A 19,513-nucleotide genomic window follows, 5' to 3' on the forward strand; every position below is an offset into this window, starting at 1 on the left:
TTACATTTCTGTAAAGATTCATCTTTTAAATAGAAGTTTATTGATGTTTTTGTTGGAAATCTACCATGAAATCTCGTAAAGCTTCACATGCCTCAAGGGGCACTGCATTATAAGTGGAAGCACGACAACCACCTACAGAACGATGTCCATTTAGCCCAACAAAACCTGCTGCCTTTGCCTCTACAAGGAATAGTTTTTCCAGCTCCTCATCTGCAACACGGAATGTAATGTTCATTAAAGAACGGCTATCTGGTGTGGCATGGCCTTTGTAGAAACCATTACTATTGTCAATGGCATCATAAATGACTTTGGCCTTTAATTCATTATGTTTCTCAATTTCTGCTACGCCGCCTTTAGCTTCAACCCATTTTAACACCTCGCCTAGCATATAGATCCCAAATGTTGGAGGTGTATTATAAAGTGAATTACTATCAGCATGTGTTGTATACTTTAGCATCGTCGGAATATTTTTATTGGCTTTTTCAAGTAAATCTTTGCGAATAATTACGACCGTTACACCTGAAGGACCAAGGTTTTTTTGAGCACCAGCATAGATGATTCCGAACTTTTCAATATCAACTGGTTTTGATAGGATGTCACTTGACATATCTGCCACTAATGGAACATTTCCTGTATCAGGGTAGTTTTTCCATTGCGTACCATATATCGTATTATTGGATGTGATGTGAACATATGTATCATCTTCATTGAATTGAATATCTTCTAAAGCAGGAATATTGCGGTATTGGTTTTCTTTTGTGCTTGCAGCTTCAACAGGTGTCCCAAATAATTTAGCTTCCTTAAAAGCTTTCTCAGACCATGAGCCTGATAATACATAGCTAGCTTTTTGCTCAGTTGTTAAGAAGTTCATAGGCACCATTGTAAACTGAAGGCTTGCTCCACCCTGTAAGAATAGTACCTCATAGTTTTCAGGAATAGCATAAAGTTTTTTTAATAAAGTAATGGCTTCGTTATGTACTTCATCAAAAATGGCACTACGGTGACTCATTTCCATAATGGACATACCTGAATCACGGAAGTTTACTAATTGCTGTTGAGCATTTTCTAATACTTCTTGTGGTAGAGCAGATGGACCTGCGTTGAAATTGTATGCACGTTGTGTCAAAGTGGTACACTCCTTGTTTGGTTAATAACAGAACTTTACTGGATTATAACCTAATTTTCAAGAGAAAAAATAAAATTCTTAATATTTGAGCAGAATGGAGACAGACTCGCAACAAAATGTACACATTTAAGCAGGGATTTTTCATTAAAAACGAACAAATAGGAAGTTATTTTTGAAATTAAGTGATATTTTCCGGATATTAAATATTTTTTATTACCATAAAAACGATAATGTTCGTGTTTTAATTTACAGGTATTTCCTTCTTGGGAGTGTGAAACCTACAGGCTAAAGCAAAACCATTAAAATCGATTGTTAGAGAAAACTCCTTATTACTTTACGAGAGATAAGCAGGTTTTTGTATAGTATTATAAAGAAAAGAAAAAGAGGTGTTCAGGATGTTTACAGTAGAGAAAGCTTGTTTAGTAGTTGTAGATGTGCAAGGAAAGTTAGCAACAATTGTAGATGACAGTGAAATGGTAATTGAAAATGTGGCAAAGCTCGTACAAGCAATGCAGGCACTGGAAGTACCTATTTTATGGCTAGAACAAAATCCAAGTCGTTTAGGCGGAACGGCTCTTGAGATTGCTCAGCATTTAGAAGGGCAACCGATTCCTAAAATGGCCTTTAGTGCGTGCCAAGAAGAGGCATTTGTAGAGGCTATGAAGGAAAATGGACGTACTCAATTCATTGTGACAGGTATTGAAACACATATTTGTGTGTACCAATCGGCTAGACACCTGAAAGAACAAGGATTTGAAGTAGAGGTTGTTGTAGATGCAGTATCTTCTCGAACAAAGGCAAATAAAGAAATTGGGCTTACAAAGATGCATGCGCTGGGTATTTCCCCAACTAGCACCGAAATGATCTTGTATGAGCTACTACAACGTGCAGATCATGAACATTTTAAAACCATTTTGAAGCTTGTTAAATAACGCAAATTAAAATTGAAACAATTGGTATGTTTATTCCATTCATTGTAATAACAATTTTGCTTTCAAGAGAAATATATACAAAGAAATTGGGTTAGATTGAATAAATGTAGATGTCTAACGGGTCTATAGACCTTTATTGGGCATCTTTTTTATTTTAGGGCTATATTATGTGTGACATTACTCATATAAAAACTTAGCCATTCCATTTGTTGTATACTATAATTAAAAATCGGGAATTCGTTATGGGTAAATAACTTTTAATTAGGATGATGACTATGAAAAAAAATGTGAGATGGTTACTGTTAATAGTTAGTGTCGTTCTTATTTCAATAAGTTGTACAGGTAAAGAAGTAGCTCTACAAAAAGAACCCCTTTCACCAACAGAACAATTTGTTATTCAAAATTTACTGAATGATGAAGGGTTAATAAGCACGGATTTAACAAGCCAGAAAGATTTATTTTTATCGGAATCAGTAGGACTATGGCTTGCTTACTTATTAGAAAAAGGCGATCGTGCTCGTTTCGATGCCCAGGTCAATGTTCTGAAATCCTACTTTTTAAAAAGCGACTTTATTGTCTGGCGACTAGAAGGCACAAAAAAAGCCACAGTTAATGCCCTCATTGATGATTTGCGAATCATCCGTGTTTTACTAGAAGCAGGTGAAAAGTGGCATGAATCAACGTATGTCCAACTAGGAAAAAAAATTGGCGAAAATTTGATCCTACATGGAATGAATGAAGGGTTATTTGTGGATTATGTAGATGTTTCAAGCCATGCACAAGCCAACACATTGACAATGAGTTATCTAATGCCTTCCGCTTTTTATACAATGGAAAAACATGGATTATTGTCTCAACAGCAAGTCCAAGATCAGTTAGCTATTTTACAAAATGCCCCTCTCGCTGAAGAAGGATTCTATCCAAAGTATTATGATATTCCCTCTAAAAGTTATAGATTTGATGAAGAACTGCACATGATTGATCAATTATATGTAGCCTATCATATGGCTTCTATTGATGGAGATACTGAACCTTTTAAACGCTGGCTGTTAAATCTGTTGAAAAGAGACGGGAAATTATATGGGCGTTATAATGCACAAACGAATCAACCAACCGTGAGCTATGAGTCTCCTGCTGTGTATGCAATGGCAGCTCGATATATGCTCGTTTTAGAAGAGCAGCAAAAAGCACAGATGTTCATTGAGAAAATGTTATCGCTAAAAGATCCTACTACAGGTTATGTTGAAAAAAATACACAATCAACGCATAGTTTTGATAATTTACTACCACTATTAGCAGAAAGGGAGGTAGAAAATGCGATTAACAATGAATAGAAATAGAGCAATTTTGATATATGGGTCAATTTTAATCTTACTATTACAAATACCTGCCTATTTTTTATTGCGTCAGGATGCAGAAGGTTATTTACTTTACTTGTTTTTAATGCTTCTAATAGTGCTTACTCTTTGGAGAGGCATGGTATTTGGGCTTATTAGCAGTCTCATCTTTATTTTTATTACAGGTTCAACATTGCTCTATACGGGAATATCGGGAACAATGACATTTCTAAACCCTTCATTTTCCATGCAGTTTTTTTTCCTTTATGGCATCGTACTATTACTACTCATACTTTGTGCAGGAAAAGTGCATGAATTAATGACTGAACAGGCAAGCTACATAAAAAAATTACAAGAAGATGTTAGAAACTATGTAGCAATTGATGTGGAAACAGGGTTTGATAATGAAACACGTATGCGAATAACTGTGAATGAAGAGATGCGTAGAGCAGATAGGCATAAGCACACTTTTGTCTTTATCATTTTAAAACTTGAGAATTATGATCAATTTCAAAGGCTTTACGGGGCTAAAGAAGTACAACACTTATGGCAACAACTTTCTCAAAGGATACATCAAACGGTTAGACAAACAGATAAAAAATTTCGGTTTCGCGAAAATCATATTGGGTTATTATTAATTGATACAACAGACCAGTATATGGAAGTTATTTATAATAAACTAGACCAAGCCTTAAAAAACAATCAATTGTTAAACGGAAAATGGGTAACGCTAAATTATAAAACTAGTTTCTATACGTATCTTCCACTAACGGAGTCGACGTTCGATGAAATTTTATCGGATCTGGAAAGAGAGATGAAAACAAATGCGCTCTAATTATAGCTTTTGGATCGCCATTGGATTGCTTTGTTTTTATATGTTCACTATATGTGACTCTGTACTAGCAGCCGAAAAAAATAGGGACACTGCATTGATTTATGTCACAAGTTCCAACCAGCCTACTATCGATGTATTGGCATTACAAGACATGCTTGAAAATTTTACGTCAGTAGATGTTTTATCCATAGAAGATGTAAACGAACAGATGCTTCAAACTTATAAACGCCTTGTTGTTATGAATAACTATCCAACTAGAATTCCTCCAAATGCCTTGTCTGCAATAAATCAATTCTCAGGATCAGCCATTTTGATTGGTGAAAATGCATTTCAGTTTGCTCCTTTTTCAAAATGGAAGGAGGGCCCCATAGTGGAACTTCGAGCTATTGGGGGAGAAGTATTAAATAATCCTATAAAATGGAAAAGTGTAATACCATCAGGGGATTTTGACATAGTAGAGAGAGCTACCTCTTTAAATAAGACATACCCTTTTATCGTCAAAAAAAATAATTGGTCTTTTATAGGTGATTTTATTAATAAAGATACAATGCAATATCAGTGGCCAGCGATCATGGGGGAGCTTTTGCAAATAGCAAAGCCTCAGACACATCCCGCTTTTATTGTTTTATCAGATATTAATATGAAGACAGATATGCAAAAGTTAAAAAAGCTCGTGCTGGAGTTTTCAGCAAAAAAATTACCGATTGCACTTGAAGTGACACCTATTGTAGTAGATGAAAGCGATAAAAGATCCTACTATTTGCACGAAAATAAAAAACTATTAAGTTATCTACAAAAATTACAAAAGGAAGGTTATGTATTTATCCTTTCTTCTTCTAATTCAACTGAAAAAAACCTTGAGTATTTAGTGCTACGTAAAATCTATCCTACTATCAGTCAGGGGGATAGCTTCCTTTTTACCAGTAGTATCCAGCAGGACGGTCAGCAATTATTTATGACACAAAGCGAAGATAACCATACAATTTATCCGATTACAGCGGGATCTATGGCAGATATAGAAACATATTCTTTCTATCCAGTAAAACAAAAGATAAACCTTTTATTAAAAGTTCCTAGTTCTATCATCGGTATTCAATATCCTGCCTATTTTAATGCTTCCTATGTTCAGGAGCTTGCCGCTTATTTAAGCGAACATCCACAAATTGAACTACTTAATCTCAGACAGACGAAGCAACAAGTAATATCCAAAAATGTTTCGATTAAGCAACATGAAAATGGTGAACAAACAATACAATTAGCATTTGCAAAAATCGAACGTTTAAAAATATTATTTGATGAACGACCATTTGAATTAATTTTATGGGCGCTTGTCTTGATTGTTTCGCTGTTTGTCACATTATTTTTTATTAGTACCTTGCGTTTACGTATTACCTTACGTAAGAGATTATTTGAGGAGAGGAAAACAAATGGCTAATACCTTATTTTTTATATCACTTTTCCTCATTTGGATCATGCTGCTATATCATATGTTTTTAATGGAGGGTGGTTACTTACACTTTCGTACTTTTGAAAAGCCAATTGATGACTGGGCTAAAAAAATGGACAAGGTTCCCTCAGTCAGTGTCTTTATACCAGCGCACAATGAAGCACTTGTGATTGAACAAACACTACGAGCCATGTCACGACTATATTATCCGAAAGATCAACTAGAGGTAATTGTCATTAATGATAATTCTTCAGATGAAACTGGTGCTATTGCAGCGCGGTACGCAGAAAAGTTCCCATTTATTCGTGTCATTGAAACAGTAGAGCCAAACAAAGGGAAGGGGAAATCCTCTGCCCTCAATTCGGCACTAGCTGATTCCACAGGGGATATCGTTGTTGTTTATGATGCTGATAATACACCTGAACGGATGGCCGTTTGGTATTTAGTGATGGGTCTCATGAATGATTCAAAAGCGGCTGCCACTGTGGGGAAATTTCGCGTTATTAATGCGGCAGAAACATGGTTAACTCGTTTTATTAATATCGAAACGATTTGTTTCCAGTGGATGGCCCAAGGCGGGCGTTGGAAATGGTTTAAGGTGGCAACTATACCTGGTACCAATTTTGCAATCCGACGGACAGTTTTGGAGCAATTAGGCGGTTGGGATGTAAAAGCATTGGCTGAGGATACAGAGCTAACCATCCGTGTTTACAATTTAGGCTACCATATTCGTTTTTTCCCAAAAGCCATTACGTGGGAGCAAGAACCAGAAACCTTAAAAGTATGGTGGAAACAGCGCACTAGATGGGCAAGAGGTAATCAATATGTAGTGCTGAAGTTTTTAAGTCAATTCTTCACACTAAAAAGAAAAAGTATCATGTTTGATTTATTTTATTTCTTTTTTACGTATTTTTTATTTTTCTTTGGTGTCATTTTATCCAATGCCCTATTTATTATTAATTTATTTTATGATATTGGATTGACCGTTGGCGACATTGCCCTTGTTTTATGGGTTTTAGCCTTCTTACTGTTTCTAGGTGAAGTAATGATAACCTTAAGTATTGAAAAAACAGAAATGAATCGGAAAAATTTCTTTTATGTCATACTTATGTATTTTACCTATTCTCAAATGTGGATTGTGCTAGTCGTTTGGTCGTTACTATTAGAAATAAAGCGCATGTTTACTGGTCAAGAAGTTCAATGGTATAAAACAGAGCGTTTTTCCAAGCAATCAGATAAAGGAGCAGAATAATGAGAACCAAATTCTTCTATTTGTGCTTATTTTGTATTGGTTTTTTTAGTTTTGCTAACAATGCAGTTGCAGCTACCATTACCGTAGATGACAACACAATTGTAATAGAAGGCAATCAACAGCAGAAAAAGCCCTTACTAGCACAGCCAATCGAATTACTGGGACCTTCTTCGTCAAGAGATTTTTATTACAATCTAAACGAGGATGTCCCATCCAATAACCAGCAAGTGACATTTCAAATCCAGCATTCTGAGCTACTTATAGCACCATCCTCCTTCACAGTGAAAGTGGATGATGTAGCAATTAAAACAGTTCCATTGAAAGCAGATTCATTAAAACAGACTGTTACCGTTAACCTTCCAAAAGAAGCACTACTAAAGGGTTCTCATAAAATCACAGCTAGTTTTTATGGAATTCTTAAGGAAGGAATTTGTGTGCCTCCTGGCAACGCAGGTAATTGGCTACGTATTGAAATACTATCGTCTATATCAGCATTTAGTGAGGAAAGTGATGCTTGGTCATTAAATAGCTATCCTGCTGCGTTTTTAGGCTATGAGGGATATGCTACGACGGTTATTGTACCAAAGCAGACCTCTGAGGCCACTTTAAACAGTGCATATCAGCTCGCTGCCTTTTTATCCGAACATGGTGACACAGATGTACAGATTGAGCGTGAAGATGCTATTAATAAGATAAGAGGTCCTATTATCATTGTAGGGGCAAAAAAGGAATTTAGTACAAGCCTATTAAAAAAGATGTTAGCAAACATAAGCGTTGAGCAAGATACTATGACACTTACGATGCAGGAGCTACTGAATACAAATTCGAATCGAAAAGTACCTCTTTTAGCTGTAACCTCTTCAAATGGCCAAGCTATTGAGGAGCGACTATCTTTTTTAACCGAAGCAAGCTTATTCGAGCAATTAATTGGTGATACATTAGCGATTAACGATGTTCCTAAAATAGAAGAGTCATCTGATACGACGATTTCATTTAAGCAATTTGGCTTTGAGGATCGACTTTTATCCAGCCAAGCGACAATGACACCTCATTATTATGTGTCGTTGCCAAAGTTAGAGGCAAACAAGGAAGCTTTTATGCGCTTGATCGTTAAAAAATCAGCAACAATACCTGACAGTAAAGAGGATGAGGATCGAAAATTAGAATTGATCGCGTATATCAATAATGTTCCACATGCAGTAGATTTACGAAAATTAGAACAGACTACAACAGATATGTATGAGGCCATTATACCGATCCAAACAAATGTGCTCAACAAACTTTCAATGACCGATATTCAGTTTGAAGTGACAGGCTTTCAACTAGAGGATCCTTGCGAAACAACCAATGAACGCTATTGGATTTACATTGATAGTGATAGCACATTATCGATTACAAAAGATGATGCTGAACCAACGTTTACCTTACGTGATTTTCCTAATGCTTTTCATGAAAATACGTTAATCGTTATACCTGATAATGGAGGAATTGACGATACAACTATGGTATCACTTTATAAATCGTTAATGACGAATGGTAACATGGCAAAAACCTCGCTGATGAAGGATAAAAATGTGACAGAGGAAGCTTTACAAGGGCATGCAGTTATTTTTATGGGAGAAATGGAACAGCTAACATGGCTTGCCAAGCAATCCTCAAAAATCCCTCACACATCTGAGCAGCTTATCTCACAAGGGTTTTTACCTGAGGCAATTGGCCAATATGTGTTCATAACGAAAAATTTCTGGCAGCTTAAAGAGCCTTTATTATGGATTCATTCATTAGAAAATGCCTCTGTAAAAGGTAACTTTTATGCTCACTTGAAAGAGACGAATTCACAGACAGACGCTGCGATTGAAACAAAAGAAGGGCAATTTGTTGTAGCCATAAATCAAAATGCTGATAAGGAAGACGGTAAAGTAGCTAAAAAAGGTGAAATATCCTATGTTTTAATTGCAGAATTTGTTGGGCTCATCCTTGTCATTGCAGTTATCCTGTATATCATCCTTCGTAAACGAAAGAAAAATCAACTGAAACAATAAAAGCAAAGTCGCGAATGTGCGACTTTGCTTTTTTATGCAGGCATGTCCGTTGGTGTTGGTTTTGCATAGCCCTCTTTATACGTGTCATCAATGAACTGACGAATTTCTTTTAAGCTCTTGCCTTCTTTGTGCAGTTGTGCTGATTGGACAGCAATCTCTAAGCACACTAAACAACGCGTCCCATGATCATCCCAAACAATCGAACCATCCTCACGTTTTTCCTGAATAAAGCAATTTAAATTACTTTTATGGCCGGCAGATTCCCCGCAGCCGCAATAGCATGGCATCCATTCGAGAATCTCTGTTGATTGTCCAGCGATTTGATAGACTAAGCGTATATTTTCTTGTTTGCCCTCTAAAAAGGTTGGTAGGACGTCTGCAGAAGCTGTTTCTTCTTGGATATCACCAGATGCCTCTGCATGGTCATGACCTTCATGTGAAGCGTCATTTGCTTTAGGAGAGGTTTCAGCACTGTTTTTATCTCCACAAGCACTTAATAACAGTAACGCCAATACAACAAAAATAGTAATCGATTTCTTCAAAAATAGCGCCTCCTACATGTTTACAATACTTCCATTATAACATCGTTTTCATAAACATTTACAGACGCCTCGTTGAAAATCAGTGAAATATATCTAATCCACGTGTTTTGTTCATGAAATGTTCCATTTTCTCGCTCAATAATTTTTTTAAGAAGAATCCGAACAGGATAAAAATGAACCAGAAACCAAATAGGAAGATGAGGTCCATCCAGACTGTTGACCAAATAATTCCACCGACAGCTTCACGCATCATTTCAATCGCATACGTAAATGGTAAAAAAGGGTTGATTATTTGGAAGAACCTCGGCAATAACTCGACAGGATAGGTTCCGCCAGAGCCTGCAATTTGTAACACAAGCATCACAATTGCTAGTGCTTTTCCTACATTACCGAAGACGGATACGAGTGTATAGACAACCGTTACAAATACGAGACTAATAAAAAGTCCAAATAAGATAAAGTAGGCAGGTGCTTGAATGGAGCCGTCTACTAAGAAAATATCTCCAATGGTAATAATGAGAGTTTGAATAAACGAGAAAGTTGCAAATGTTAAGAGTCGACCAAAGTAAATTTCTCGAATACTATAAGATGTATCTCCATGGAGATTCACAGACAATAATGAAATTAACAGTAAACAGCCTACCCAAATAGATAGTACTGTGTAAAACGGTGTCATGGCTGTTCCATAGTTCGCAATAGGGAATACGCGATGTTCCTTTAATTTAATAGGCTCCTCAAAGAAATCACGTTCGGCGTTGACATCATTTTTTAGTAATTGCACAATCTCTGCTAGATCCGCTTCTTCTTCTAAAGTTCGTAGCTTATTCGCTAATTCTTTGATTTTAGCACTTAAAGTTGGAAATTCAGTTTGTATTTTTTGAATAGCTTGATTTGCTGTTCCTAGCGTGTTTTTGGCCTGTGTCAATTTATCTGTTGCCTGAGGTATGAATTGTTTTACATTTGTCAGCATGGTAGAAGCGTTAGTTAAAGTTTGCTTCGCACTGGTAAGGGTAGATCGAATTTGTGGCTCTAGACTTTCGTTATAATAGGATAAGAATTTTTGTAAATTAGCTGTAGCATTTTGTGCGATTTGCTGAATAGCTGTAATGTCTTGCTTGATAACATCTTTATCAATTGGCTTTAATTGATCCACTTTATTTAGTAAATCGTCATGTAGAGTCTGTAATTGTTGTAATGAGTTAAGCGCATTTGACGTAGAATCAATGAAGTTTGGAGGATGTTCCAAAGCTTCGCGAATGGCTGTAAGCTGTTCGATGATTGGTTGATTCGCTTCTGCATTACTTTCCTGTAAAGAACCAATAATGGTTGTTAAAGAGTCTTCTAATTGCTTACGAGTCGAAGCATCTGCCTGAATTAATTTTTGCAGTGCCTCAAGCGTTTGAATACTCTTGTTTATGTTGTCTTTAGAAGTTGACAATTGATTTTTAAGTGCCTCTTTCGTTTGCGTAATGGAGGCAGGGTCAAAATTTATACGATTGAGCTTATTGATGATCTCTGTAAAATGTTGGGCAATATTTTGAACAGTTGTGACATCCTTTTTGATGATAGGGGATAGTTCATTAAATAAAGCATCTGCTTCATTCACTAAATGTAAACCCCTTTGAATGGTAGTTAAACCATCTGTTGTTAGTTGTTCCACCTGTGGAACTTGTGTCAGTGCCTGATTAAGTAATTGATTTGCCTCTTTTCCTTGAGTAGAGGCTTGCGTTAAAAATGAATTAATATCAGGTAAATGCTGTTCGATAGTAAAAACATAATTTTCGAATTTGCGGAAATCAGGAATGTCACGTTCCATTTCAATTCCAATTGTATTAAAAATAGAAAAAAGTGTCCCATTGACGGTGGATACAAATTCATTCGAAACCTGCTGTGTAAGTACACTCGCTCCTTTACTTGTAATTTTAGGGGCAATAGGATTCTTTTTTTCATTTACATAATAATCAATATGGGCCTTCGTTGGTTGGTCGGTTAAAATAGAGGTTAGTTTTTGCGAAAAATCATTTGGAATGATTATGACTGCAAAGTAATCACCATTTTTTAATTGTTCCTTAGCTTTTTTCTCTGTTTCGAGCTTCCAAGTAAAGCTTTTATTCGTACGTAAAGTCTCAATTACTTCATTCCCGACATTAATTGCTTCATCTCTTACCGTGGTTCCCGTATCTTCATTGACAATCGCGATTTTCATATTAGAGGTGTGAGCGTAAGGGTCCATGGAGGCATAAATATTTAGCCAGGCATAAAGAGATGGAAGAAAAATTAGTCCACCTATAATGACAGCTACGACCCAGTTTGTGACAATATTACGGATATCTTTTGTATAAATTTGAAAAACATGCTGGAACGAGTTTTTCATCATAATCACCCCACATTCAAATTTGCATGAACTCTCACTATGTATGTTCCCAAATATACTTGAAATTATGTTATAAATGTGAAATATCTTCATTTAAAGGCGAATTAGTTTACTAGGTTTTCAAAACAATTTATAATCAATCGCGAATGCACTAAAACTAGGGCTTTTAGTGTAAAAAAGGAGGTCACTACTTTAGTGAAAAAATTATTAATTATTGGTTCAGTGATTGTTGTTTTATTTGCAGCAATTATTGTGCTTACCAACGTCTCAAACAAAAGTAAATTAGAAAGTGCAAATAACCCTTATGGCGATAAAAAGCTAAAACAAGAAACAATTGATCAATTGGATGATGAAAACTATCAAAACATTATGTTACCAGACGAACTAGAAGCTAAAATTAAAGCGGGTGAACCGGTCAATGCTTACTTCTTCAGTCCAATCTGTGTACACTGTCAAGCATTTACACCAGTATTAATGCCAATTGCCGATGAGCTTGGTGTTGATATTGCTCAATTGAATGTCTATGAATACGATGATCTATGGGAAAAATATAATATTGAAGCAACACCAACATTCATTCGTTTCGAAGATGGTAAAGAAGTAAATCGCTTTGTAGGAGCTCTTAAAGAAGAAGATTTACGAACGTTCTTAAATACGGTTGTGTTAAATAAATAGAAAAGGAAGAGACTGTATCATAATTATTTAGATACGGTCTCTTTTGTTTTTGTAGTGTATACTAAAAATACTGAATAGTTGTACACTGGAGGAATTCTGAATGTCAATGGATGATTATTTTTATAATGGTGAACTGATGAAATGCTATGAATTAGCGAAGCAGGTGACAAACGAAGAGGACAAAGTATTGGCACAAAAATATATTCGATTATTAGAAGAATATGAATATGATCGTTATCCAAAGCCAACTGCTCATATCGAAGTACAGCATGTGGAACGAGCTGATGAAAGCTATCCAGAATCAGATCTAGTTGTAGAAATACGAGCAATAAAAGATGAAGAGGCATTTGCGAAGCGTATTCAGCAATTGGAGGAAGTCGCAAAAACTGGAACATCAGCTGACAAAGCGCAATCCTTTTTTACACAAGGAGAGCTGTTCTTATTCGCACATCATTACAATGAAAGTGTTCACTGTTTTCAGCAAGCAGTAAAGGAAAACCCAAATAAGGCTGTCTACTGGGGGATCACAGGGCAGACGATGCACCGCTTTGGCTGGATGCCATTTGATGCCCTCGGTTATTTGGAGCAAGCGATTCAGCTAGATCCAACAAATCCTCGATGGAAATGGAATAGAGCCCTCGTACTTATTCAATTGGCAAAAGATTTGCAAATGGCTCCATTTATAGCGAATGCTGCACTGACATTGGAGAATGCGCTAGCTTCTTGTGGTGAAGAGCAAAAATCGTTGAAAGCTGCTATTCAAAATACAATCGACAATATGGATAGCTATGTTTTCTCATAAGATAATTGGATGTCTCCAAAGTATATGGAGTCATCCTTTTTACTTAAAAATCAAGTGAGCGGGGTTCGTTGCCATATTTCACAATCATGGTATGATAAGAAAGAAAATGATTTGTAGATATAAAGGACTGATTTTTTATGGCACAAGAAGCGGCAAATAAGTTTATAGAAAACGTATGTAATCATTTAGTTCGCAATATGAATATTACAAAAGTGGAAGAGCATTTTAAAGAAACAATTACTATGCAGCGACAATCAGCCGCAACATCTATGGACTTTTGGGACATGTTGATGATTAATATGCTTTATTTTACTGAGAATGAACAGGCTTGGGAGCAGGAATTTCTAAATATGCTTCAAGCTAAGGAGTGGCTAAAGCCATCAGCTCTTGAAGAGGAATTATTAATGCATCAGATGCGAATTCGTCAACAAGTGTCAGAGCAATTGGATGCTGCAAAGGATTTATTCCATAAGCAATATGAGACAGAAGGCATGACAGAGGAAGCGATTATTTATGACTATGCCTATAGCTCTGCTGGGCATTCCATGCGTATGGATTTATTAACCGTGCTTGTATCCACGCCAGAGCAATCAAAAATACTCTTTGATGCAGATCCACAAGAAACGATACGAATTGTCAATGGCTATATTGCCTACCATACAGATGGATTAATTAATAAAACAAAATTACACTAATTTTGTTACAAAGCTTCACGCGAAAGGAATTTGATTAAATGAATACACCATTTACTTTTAACCATACACAACCAACAAATATGGACCCTACGAAGAAGTACCCTGCTATTTTTTTGCTTCATGGCATGGGCAGCCATGAAGATGATTTACCACAATTAGTGCAGGATTTTCAAGAGCAATGTCATATATTTAGCTTACGAGGGCCAATTACGCAACATCCCGGCTATGCTTTTTTTACCATTCAAGAGGTGGGGCAACCAGATCGTGCAATCTTCGATAAAGTGTTGATTGCATTGCAACGATTTATATTAGAGGCTATCGAAGAATATCAAATCGATCCTCATAAAGTTTTTGTTTTAGGCTTTAGCCAAGGTGCGGTTTTAGCACAATCACTTGCCTTTGTGATGGGGAATTTAGTGACGGGTATTGTTGCATTAAGTGGCTATACGCCAAAGTTTGTGACGGAGGAGTATGCTATTCGTTCTGTAGACCATTTACATGCTTTTATTTCGCACGGTGATTATGATTATGTAATACCTTCTCAATGGGGAATGGAAAGCAAGGAGATCTTTGAACAATTTGGTGCCAAAGTGACATTTAAACAATACCCAGATGGACATGGTGTAACACCTGATAATCTACGTGATCTAGTAGCATTTTTAGCGCAGCAACTACAGGAAGAAATTCAATAAAAGGAAATCCGAGGCAAAAATTTGTCTCGGTTTTTTTGGCTATCGTAATTCAAATTATTTTTCTCCAATAGTGTTTGGAAGAATCGAGGCAAGAAGGTTCAAATTCACGTCAGTCGGTGGTATCATAGTAGATGTTGTGAATGAACGGGCTTTGTTAGATGAAAAACATGTACTTTATGTGAAAAGAGAGACAGAACAGATCTAAAAGGGGTAAAATAATAATTTGATGTGCTAGATGCAAATTTTGTCGCTTTCTATCGATGAAAGCGTGTAGAAATTATGGAGAAAAGGAATTAAGCTGAATGGAACAAAATCTGAAAACGGAGCATAAACCACTATCCTCCGAAAAAACAAGAGGGAAGTCATCACGTTCTTCTATTTTAGCGCAAACCGTCAAGACAGGGATTATCAAATCCAATTTAATACCTATGTGGGCTGGTTTAACGCTAGGCATGTACAAAAATAAAATGACATTTGTAGACAATATACCAGAAATTATTTTTTCAACAATTGGTTCCGCCCTTGTCATTGGAGCTGCGGGGGCCTTTAATAATGTCTATGATCGTGATATTGATGCAATTATGCCTCGTACACAAAGCAGACCAACTGTAACAGGTGAAATGTCAGCAAAATCTACTTTATCATTAGCTGTTGTAATGTTAATTATTGGCGTAGCTGTGCTGGCACTTGCTTCACCTTTAGCAGCGGCATTTGGATTATTAGGTGTATTCCTATATGTAGTCCCTTATACAATGTGGACAAAGCGTCGTACGATATATAATACAGAAATCGGTAGTATTAGTGGTGCGGTGCCACCATTAATAGGTTGGTCTGCTGTATCTACAGATATTACACACCCAGCGATACTTGGTTTATTTTTTGTTATGGTCATTTGGCAAATGCCTCACTTTTATGCTATTGCCATTCGCAAACGTGTAGACTATGAAGCAGCCAGTGTACCCATGCTACCAGTTATCAAAGGGATGCGTCGAACGTATTATCAAACCAATTTCTATTTAATACTATTGATTCTATCAAGCTTTTTATTTGGCTCGCTAAGTGTAGGCATCATGCTTGTGGCATTGATCTTAAGTGTTGCTTGGCTAGTGATGAGTATTTACGGTTATCATAGTAATACAGATCAAGTGAAATGGGCTACCAAAATGTTTGTTTTTTCCCTATTCCATATGACTATACTATTCACAACTGTTATTGTGTACTCGCTAGTAGGAGTTATTTTTAAGTTATATTAATTTTTCAAAAATTGCCCTGAAAAAAATAAAGTTGTGCGAAAACAATTACGAAAATAAAAACCAACAAGTTTACTCGTCACTTGTTGGTTTTTTATTGTCGACAGAAATGATTTGGCGGCTAGGCCACTCGAATGCATGTAACTGTCCGCCAAACACAGCTCCACCATCAATGCCAATAATATTATTTTCTCCGAAATAAACACGATAATCAGTTGGATCATGATGCAGGTTATACGTAGGGGTATGGCCGAAGATTACTGTTTTTTCCCCTTGATAGCCTGCGTGGAATTCCTCACGAATCCAAAGTAAGCGCATGGGGTCAGTTTCGGCTATTGCAGCACCTGGCACAACGCCACCGTGGACGAAAATAGCATCTTCTAACTCAATATATATTTCAAATGTCTCGATTAACTGTAAATGTTCTTCAAGCTTAGGGAGCGTTTTAATAAAGCTAGGCAGAGTATTACATTGGATGGCTTCCTCAAAGTCTGCCAACTGATAGCCATAGCTTGCTAATGTTGCCTCACCACCACAAAGCCCTACCCAATGGTTCCATGGCTTAGCAAGACCTGAACGGCATGCATTGAGCATGATCGCCTCATGATTGCCTAGTAAAACTCGTGCACCTTTTGTCTGTAATTCACTCACTAAATTTAACACACCACTAGAAGAGGGCCCTCTATCAATATAATCACCAAGAAGAAAAAGCTGGTCGTTCATTGGGTCATAGTTTGCTTTTAATAATAATTCTTCCAGTAGCCCTAATTCTCCATGTATGTCACTAATTGCTAGTATACGGTTCATTTACGAGCATCCTTTCTAATAGTACAGCTTTACCCTTAAGTATAGAGAATTATTCTACAAGTTTCGACTTTTCTAGCTTCTCCTAGCTTTTTTCATAGAATTTTTAAAGAAACAATTCTCTTACTACTATGTTTATCATATGAAGGATGTTTTTATAGCTTTATTCATTTGTCTAGAGAAGATGGGTGATGAGAGGAGGGAAATGCTTGAAACGTAACAGCAGAAGCAAATTGCTATGCTCCTACTGTTTGGCTTAAAAATTATATCTGTAGTTTTTCCCATGCTTGCTTAGCTATTTGTTCATCAAATGTTGAAATGAGGCGAAAATTATTGCTGTCTAAAATACGATAATGCTGACTGATGACGTTTTGCTGTAGTCGAAAACCACCATACTCCTGAATGTTTTTCCACCATATGTATCCACCCATTGTTTTCTCTTTTGGCTGCAATGTTCCATTATTTGCGATTAAATCTACAACCTCTAATGGATCACCACCAAGCTCATGCTGTAAAATCGTACTGTCTCTACACAATGTGCAAACTGTAACAGTGGTTGTCCAGCCAGCTAGTATACGGCCCTTTTCAATTTGGACAAGTGTTTTTTTTGATAATCCTAGTAAATCACTCATTTGATCCTGTGTGAAAGCTTTTTCTGTACGGATTAATTTCAGTTTTTCTGAAACGAGTGTGATTAATTGTTCACGATTCATCCTAACACCCCTTATTTTCAGATTGTTAAGTTCCATTATACATGAAAGTAAAGAAGCGTGTTTTTCTTTCACCTTGGGAAGTGGCAGAGGTCGCGTAAAATTAAAACAGACTGCCCCTAATGGACAGTCTGTTGGATGTTAGATTTCATATTTTTTCGTATCCGAGATCACCCTGAAGTGGATGCCTTTAATCTGTGCGCTGACTTTATGGCGGAGTGTATCAATATCCACAAGCTCCTCTTTATTTTTGACACACACAGCAATCTCTTGTAAAAGCTTTGTAAAAGATTCTTTAAATAGAGAGCGCATATTATCGAAATCTAAACTACGAAAACTCCCATCAATATCGAAAGCTTCAACTGAATTTAATTGCTTGGAAGCTCCTGCAAACCGATCATCGTAGACTGTGTAATTTTCATCTGTTACCACGATAATAAATAGAACTTCTCCCGTGATTGTTTTTAACTCAATATTTGTTTTGTGTTTTTTTACATCAGTAATAATGTGAATACCATCTGAATGATATAGCTTAAATAATGTCATGTGTATGGCCCCCTGCAACTAAAATCATTTTCTCTATTCATTATATAGTGAAATGGCTAATAATGGAATAAGGAATACTGTTTCCTACTGTTACGATTGAACCTCTGTTTTAAGAGGTAGACTTTTTCGAAGAGGACGAACCTCTATATAATGAATTTGATGACCTTGTTGCTCATAGATGCTAAAAATATAGGAGCCTAGCTCAATATTTTTTGATGCTTTAATGCCGTTATTCACAGTTAAGAACCAACCACCTAATGTTTCCACTTCTTCAGCATCCAGGGTAATGTTTAATAGATTTTCTACATCTTCCACAAGCATTTTTGCATTTAATAAATAGTGATGATCTGTAATTTTTCGAATATCCGCAATTTCATCATCATCAAACTCATCTCGAATTTCACCAACAATTTCTTCTAAAATATCTTCAACCGTTACAAGACCAGATGTACCACCATATTCATCCATTAGGATAGCCATATGGATTCGTTCCTTTTGCATACGTACAAGTAATTCTTGAATGGGCATTGTTTCAATTACGCGAATGACAGGATTTATGAAATCTTCTAGAACTAAGGAGTCGTCTGTAAGTTGTTCAAGTAGACCCTGCGTTAATAGTTCTTTCGCATTGATGAAACCTAATATATTATCTCGGTCCCCATCATAGATCGGGTAACGCGTATATTTTTCAGAAGCGATGTAATGAATAATGTTTGTAAAAGATTCATTTTGTTCAATTCCAATAATTTCTGTTCGGGGAACCATGATTTCACGAGCAATACGTTCATCAAATTCAAAGACGTTATTGACATATTTGAGCTCAGATTTATTGATTTCACCACTCTTAAAGCTTTCAGACAGTAATAATCGCAATTCTTCCTCTGTATGAGATAGCTCATGTTCGCTAGCAGGTTTCATTCCGAATAAGCCTACTAACACGCGTGCAGAACCGTTCAAGAACCAAATAAATGGATACATGATCTTATAGAAAAACATAATGGGTTTTGCGAAAAGAAGTGTAATGGATTCAGCTTTTTGAATGGCAGCTGTTTTTGGGGCTAATTCGCCGACCACTACATGTAAAAACGTAGCAATGGCAAAGGCTGTTCCAATTGTAAAGATCGTCATATATTTATCAGAAATGCCGATTATTTCGAATAGCGGGTGAAGCATAAATTCAAAAGTTTTTTCACCAACCATCCCGATACCAAGAGCGGTTACAGTAATCCCTAATTGACACGCTGATAAGTATTCATCTAAGTGTTGAACAACATGTTTAGCAGCAACTGCTTTTTTATTGCCTTCTGCAACTAGCTGATCGAGTCTTGAGGAACGTACTTTTACAATGGCAAATTCTGTTGCCACGAAAAAGCCTGTTAAAGCTAATAGAATGGTAAAAATCGATAGGTTTATTATGGTCTCCAAATAGTCGTTCTGTAAAAACAGAACGTC

The 19,513-nt window shown here is 36.4% G+C and carries 18 protein-coding genes; 11 read left to right on the top strand and 7 right to left on the bottom strand.

Annotated features, from left to right (window positions below):
• Positions 1-37: 37 nt before the first annotated feature.
• Positions 38-1,126, bottom strand: coding sequence for a 3-phosphoserine/phosphohydroxythreonine transaminase (serC, locus tag VK91_RS08840; protein ID WP_048392222.1), 1,089 nt, complete (start codon positions 1,124-1,126; stop codon positions 38-40).
• A 395-nt stretch (positions 1,127-1,521) separates the two neighbouring features.
• Here serC and VK91_RS08845 point away from each other — a divergent pair, with 395 nt between their 5' ends.
• The 6 genes from VK91_RS08845 to VK91_RS22425 all read left to right on the top strand — a co-directional run bounded on the left by VK91_RS08845 (position 1,522) and on the right by VK91_RS22425 (position 8,971).
• Complete coding sequence (locus VK91_RS08845; protein WP_048392223.1) at positions 1,522-2,058, top strand: hydrolase; 537 nt, start codon at positions 1,522-1,524, stop codon at positions 2,056-2,058.
• 275 nt (positions 2,059-2,333) lie between these two features.
• Positions 2,334-3,392 carry a hypothetical protein gene (locus tag VK91_RS08850; protein ID WP_048392224.1) on the top strand — a complete coding sequence of 353 codons (1,059 nt, stop codon included), beginning with the start codon at positions 2,334-2,336 and terminating at the stop codon, positions 3,390-3,392.
• Positions 3,373-4,230: a diguanylate cyclase domain-containing protein gene (locus VK91_RS08855; RefSeq protein WP_048392225.1), complete on the top strand. Its 858-nt coding sequence runs from the start codon at positions 3,373-3,375 to the stop codon at positions 4,228-4,230. Before VK91_RS08850 ends, VK91_RS08855 begins: the two co-directional genes overlap by 20 nt.
• Positions 4,220-5,665, top strand: a complete 1,446-nt coding sequence (locus VK91_RS08860) for a DUF2334 domain-containing protein (RefSeq protein WP_048392226.1) — start codon at positions 4,220-4,222, stop codon at positions 5,663-5,665. Before VK91_RS08855 ends, VK91_RS08860 begins: the two co-directional genes overlap by 11 nt.
• Complete coding sequence (locus VK91_RS08865; RefSeq protein WP_048392227.1) at positions 5,658-6,929, top strand: glycosyltransferase; 1,272 nt, start codon at positions 5,658-5,660, stop codon at positions 6,927-6,929. The genes VK91_RS08860 and VK91_RS08865 overlap by 8 nt, the downstream gene beginning before the upstream one ends.
• A complete protein-coding gene (locus VK91_RS22425) occupies positions 6,929-8,971 on the top strand; it encodes a cellulose biosynthesis cyclic di-GMP-binding regulatory protein BcsB (RefSeq protein WP_082148130.1) in 2,043 nt (680 codons plus the stop codon). Before VK91_RS08865 ends, VK91_RS22425 begins: the two co-directional genes overlap by 1 nt.
• 32 nt (positions 8,972-9,003) lie before the next feature.
• On the opposite strand, the gene VK91_RS08875 is transcribed toward VK91_RS22425, so the two are convergent.
• A complete protein-coding gene (locus tag VK91_RS08875) occupies positions 9,004-9,513 on the bottom strand; it encodes a PCYCGC motif-containing (lipo)protein (protein ID WP_048392228.1) in 510 nt (169 codons plus the stop codon).
• 79 nt (positions 9,514-9,592) lie between these two features.
• Positions 9,593-11,887: a YhgE/Pip domain-containing protein gene (locus VK91_RS08880; protein ID WP_048392229.1), complete on the bottom strand. Its 2,295-nt coding sequence runs from the start codon at positions 11,885-11,887 to the stop codon at positions 9,593-9,595.
• A 195-nt stretch (positions 11,888-12,082) separates the two neighbouring features.
• Between VK91_RS08880 and VK91_RS08885 the strand changes: the two genes are divergently transcribed.
• The 5 genes from VK91_RS08885 to cyoE all read left to right on the top strand — a co-directional run bounded on the left by VK91_RS08885 (position 12,083) and on the right by cyoE (position 16,004).
• Positions 12,083-12,562 carry a co-chaperone YbbN gene (locus VK91_RS08885; protein WP_048392230.1) on the top strand — a complete coding sequence of 160 codons (480 nt, stop codon included), beginning with the start codon at positions 12,083-12,085 and terminating at the stop codon, positions 12,560-12,562.
• A gap of 100 nt (positions 12,563-12,662) precedes the next feature.
• Positions 12,663-13,364, top strand: coding sequence for an O-linked GlcNAc transferase (locus VK91_RS08890; protein WP_048392231.1), 702 nt, complete (start codon positions 12,663-12,665; stop codon positions 13,362-13,364).
• A gap of 137 nt (positions 13,365-13,501) precedes the next feature.
• Positions 13,502-14,059 (top strand): hypothetical protein, encoded by a 558-nt coding sequence (locus tag VK91_RS08895; protein ID WP_048392232.1) that lies wholly within the window; start codon positions 13,502-13,504, stop codon positions 14,057-14,059.
• A 38-nt stretch (positions 14,060-14,097) separates the two neighbouring features.
• Positions 14,098-14,751 (top strand): alpha/beta hydrolase, encoded by a 654-nt coding sequence (locus VK91_RS08900; protein ID WP_048392233.1) that lies wholly within the window; start codon positions 14,098-14,100, stop codon positions 14,749-14,751.
• A gap of 302 nt (positions 14,752-15,053) precedes the next feature.
• Positions 15,054-16,004 (top strand): heme o synthase, encoded by a 951-nt coding sequence (gene cyoE, locus VK91_RS08905; protein ID WP_048392234.1) that lies wholly within the window; start codon positions 15,054-15,056, stop codon positions 16,002-16,004.
• 69 nt (positions 16,005-16,073) lie between these two features.
• Here cyoE and VK91_RS08910 read toward each other — a convergent pair whose 3' ends face one another.
• The 4 genes from VK91_RS08910 to VK91_RS08925 form a co-directional block, all read right to left on the bottom strand.
• On the bottom strand, positions 16,074-16,808 hold the full coding sequence (locus VK91_RS08910; RefSeq protein WP_048392235.1) for a metallophosphoesterase: 735 nt from the start codon (positions 16,806-16,808) through the stop codon (positions 16,074-16,076).
• Positions 16,809-17,068: 260 nt separating this feature from the next.
• Positions 17,069-17,518 (bottom strand): helix-turn-helix transcriptional regulator, encoded by a 450-nt coding sequence (locus tag VK91_RS08915; protein ID WP_009370152.1) that lies wholly within the window; start codon positions 17,516-17,518, stop codon positions 17,069-17,071.
• A 138-nt stretch (positions 17,519-17,656) separates the two neighbouring features.
• On the bottom strand, positions 17,657-18,061 hold the full coding sequence (locus VK91_RS08920) for a hypothetical protein (RefSeq protein WP_004227282.1): 405 nt from the start codon (positions 18,059-18,061) through the stop codon (positions 17,657-17,659).
• 90 nt (positions 18,062-18,151) lie between these two features.
• Complete coding sequence (locus VK91_RS08925; RefSeq protein WP_048392236.1) at positions 18,152-19,486, bottom strand: hemolysin family protein; 1,335 nt, start codon at positions 19,484-19,486, stop codon at positions 18,152-18,154.
• Positions 19,487-19,513 lie beyond the last annotated feature (27 nt).

The sequence above is a fragment of the Lysinibacillus sp. LK3 genome (genome assembly GCF_001043675.1).
Classification (GTDB): Bacteria; Bacillota; Bacilli; order Bacillales_A; family Planococcaceae; genus Lysinibacillus; species Lysinibacillus capsici.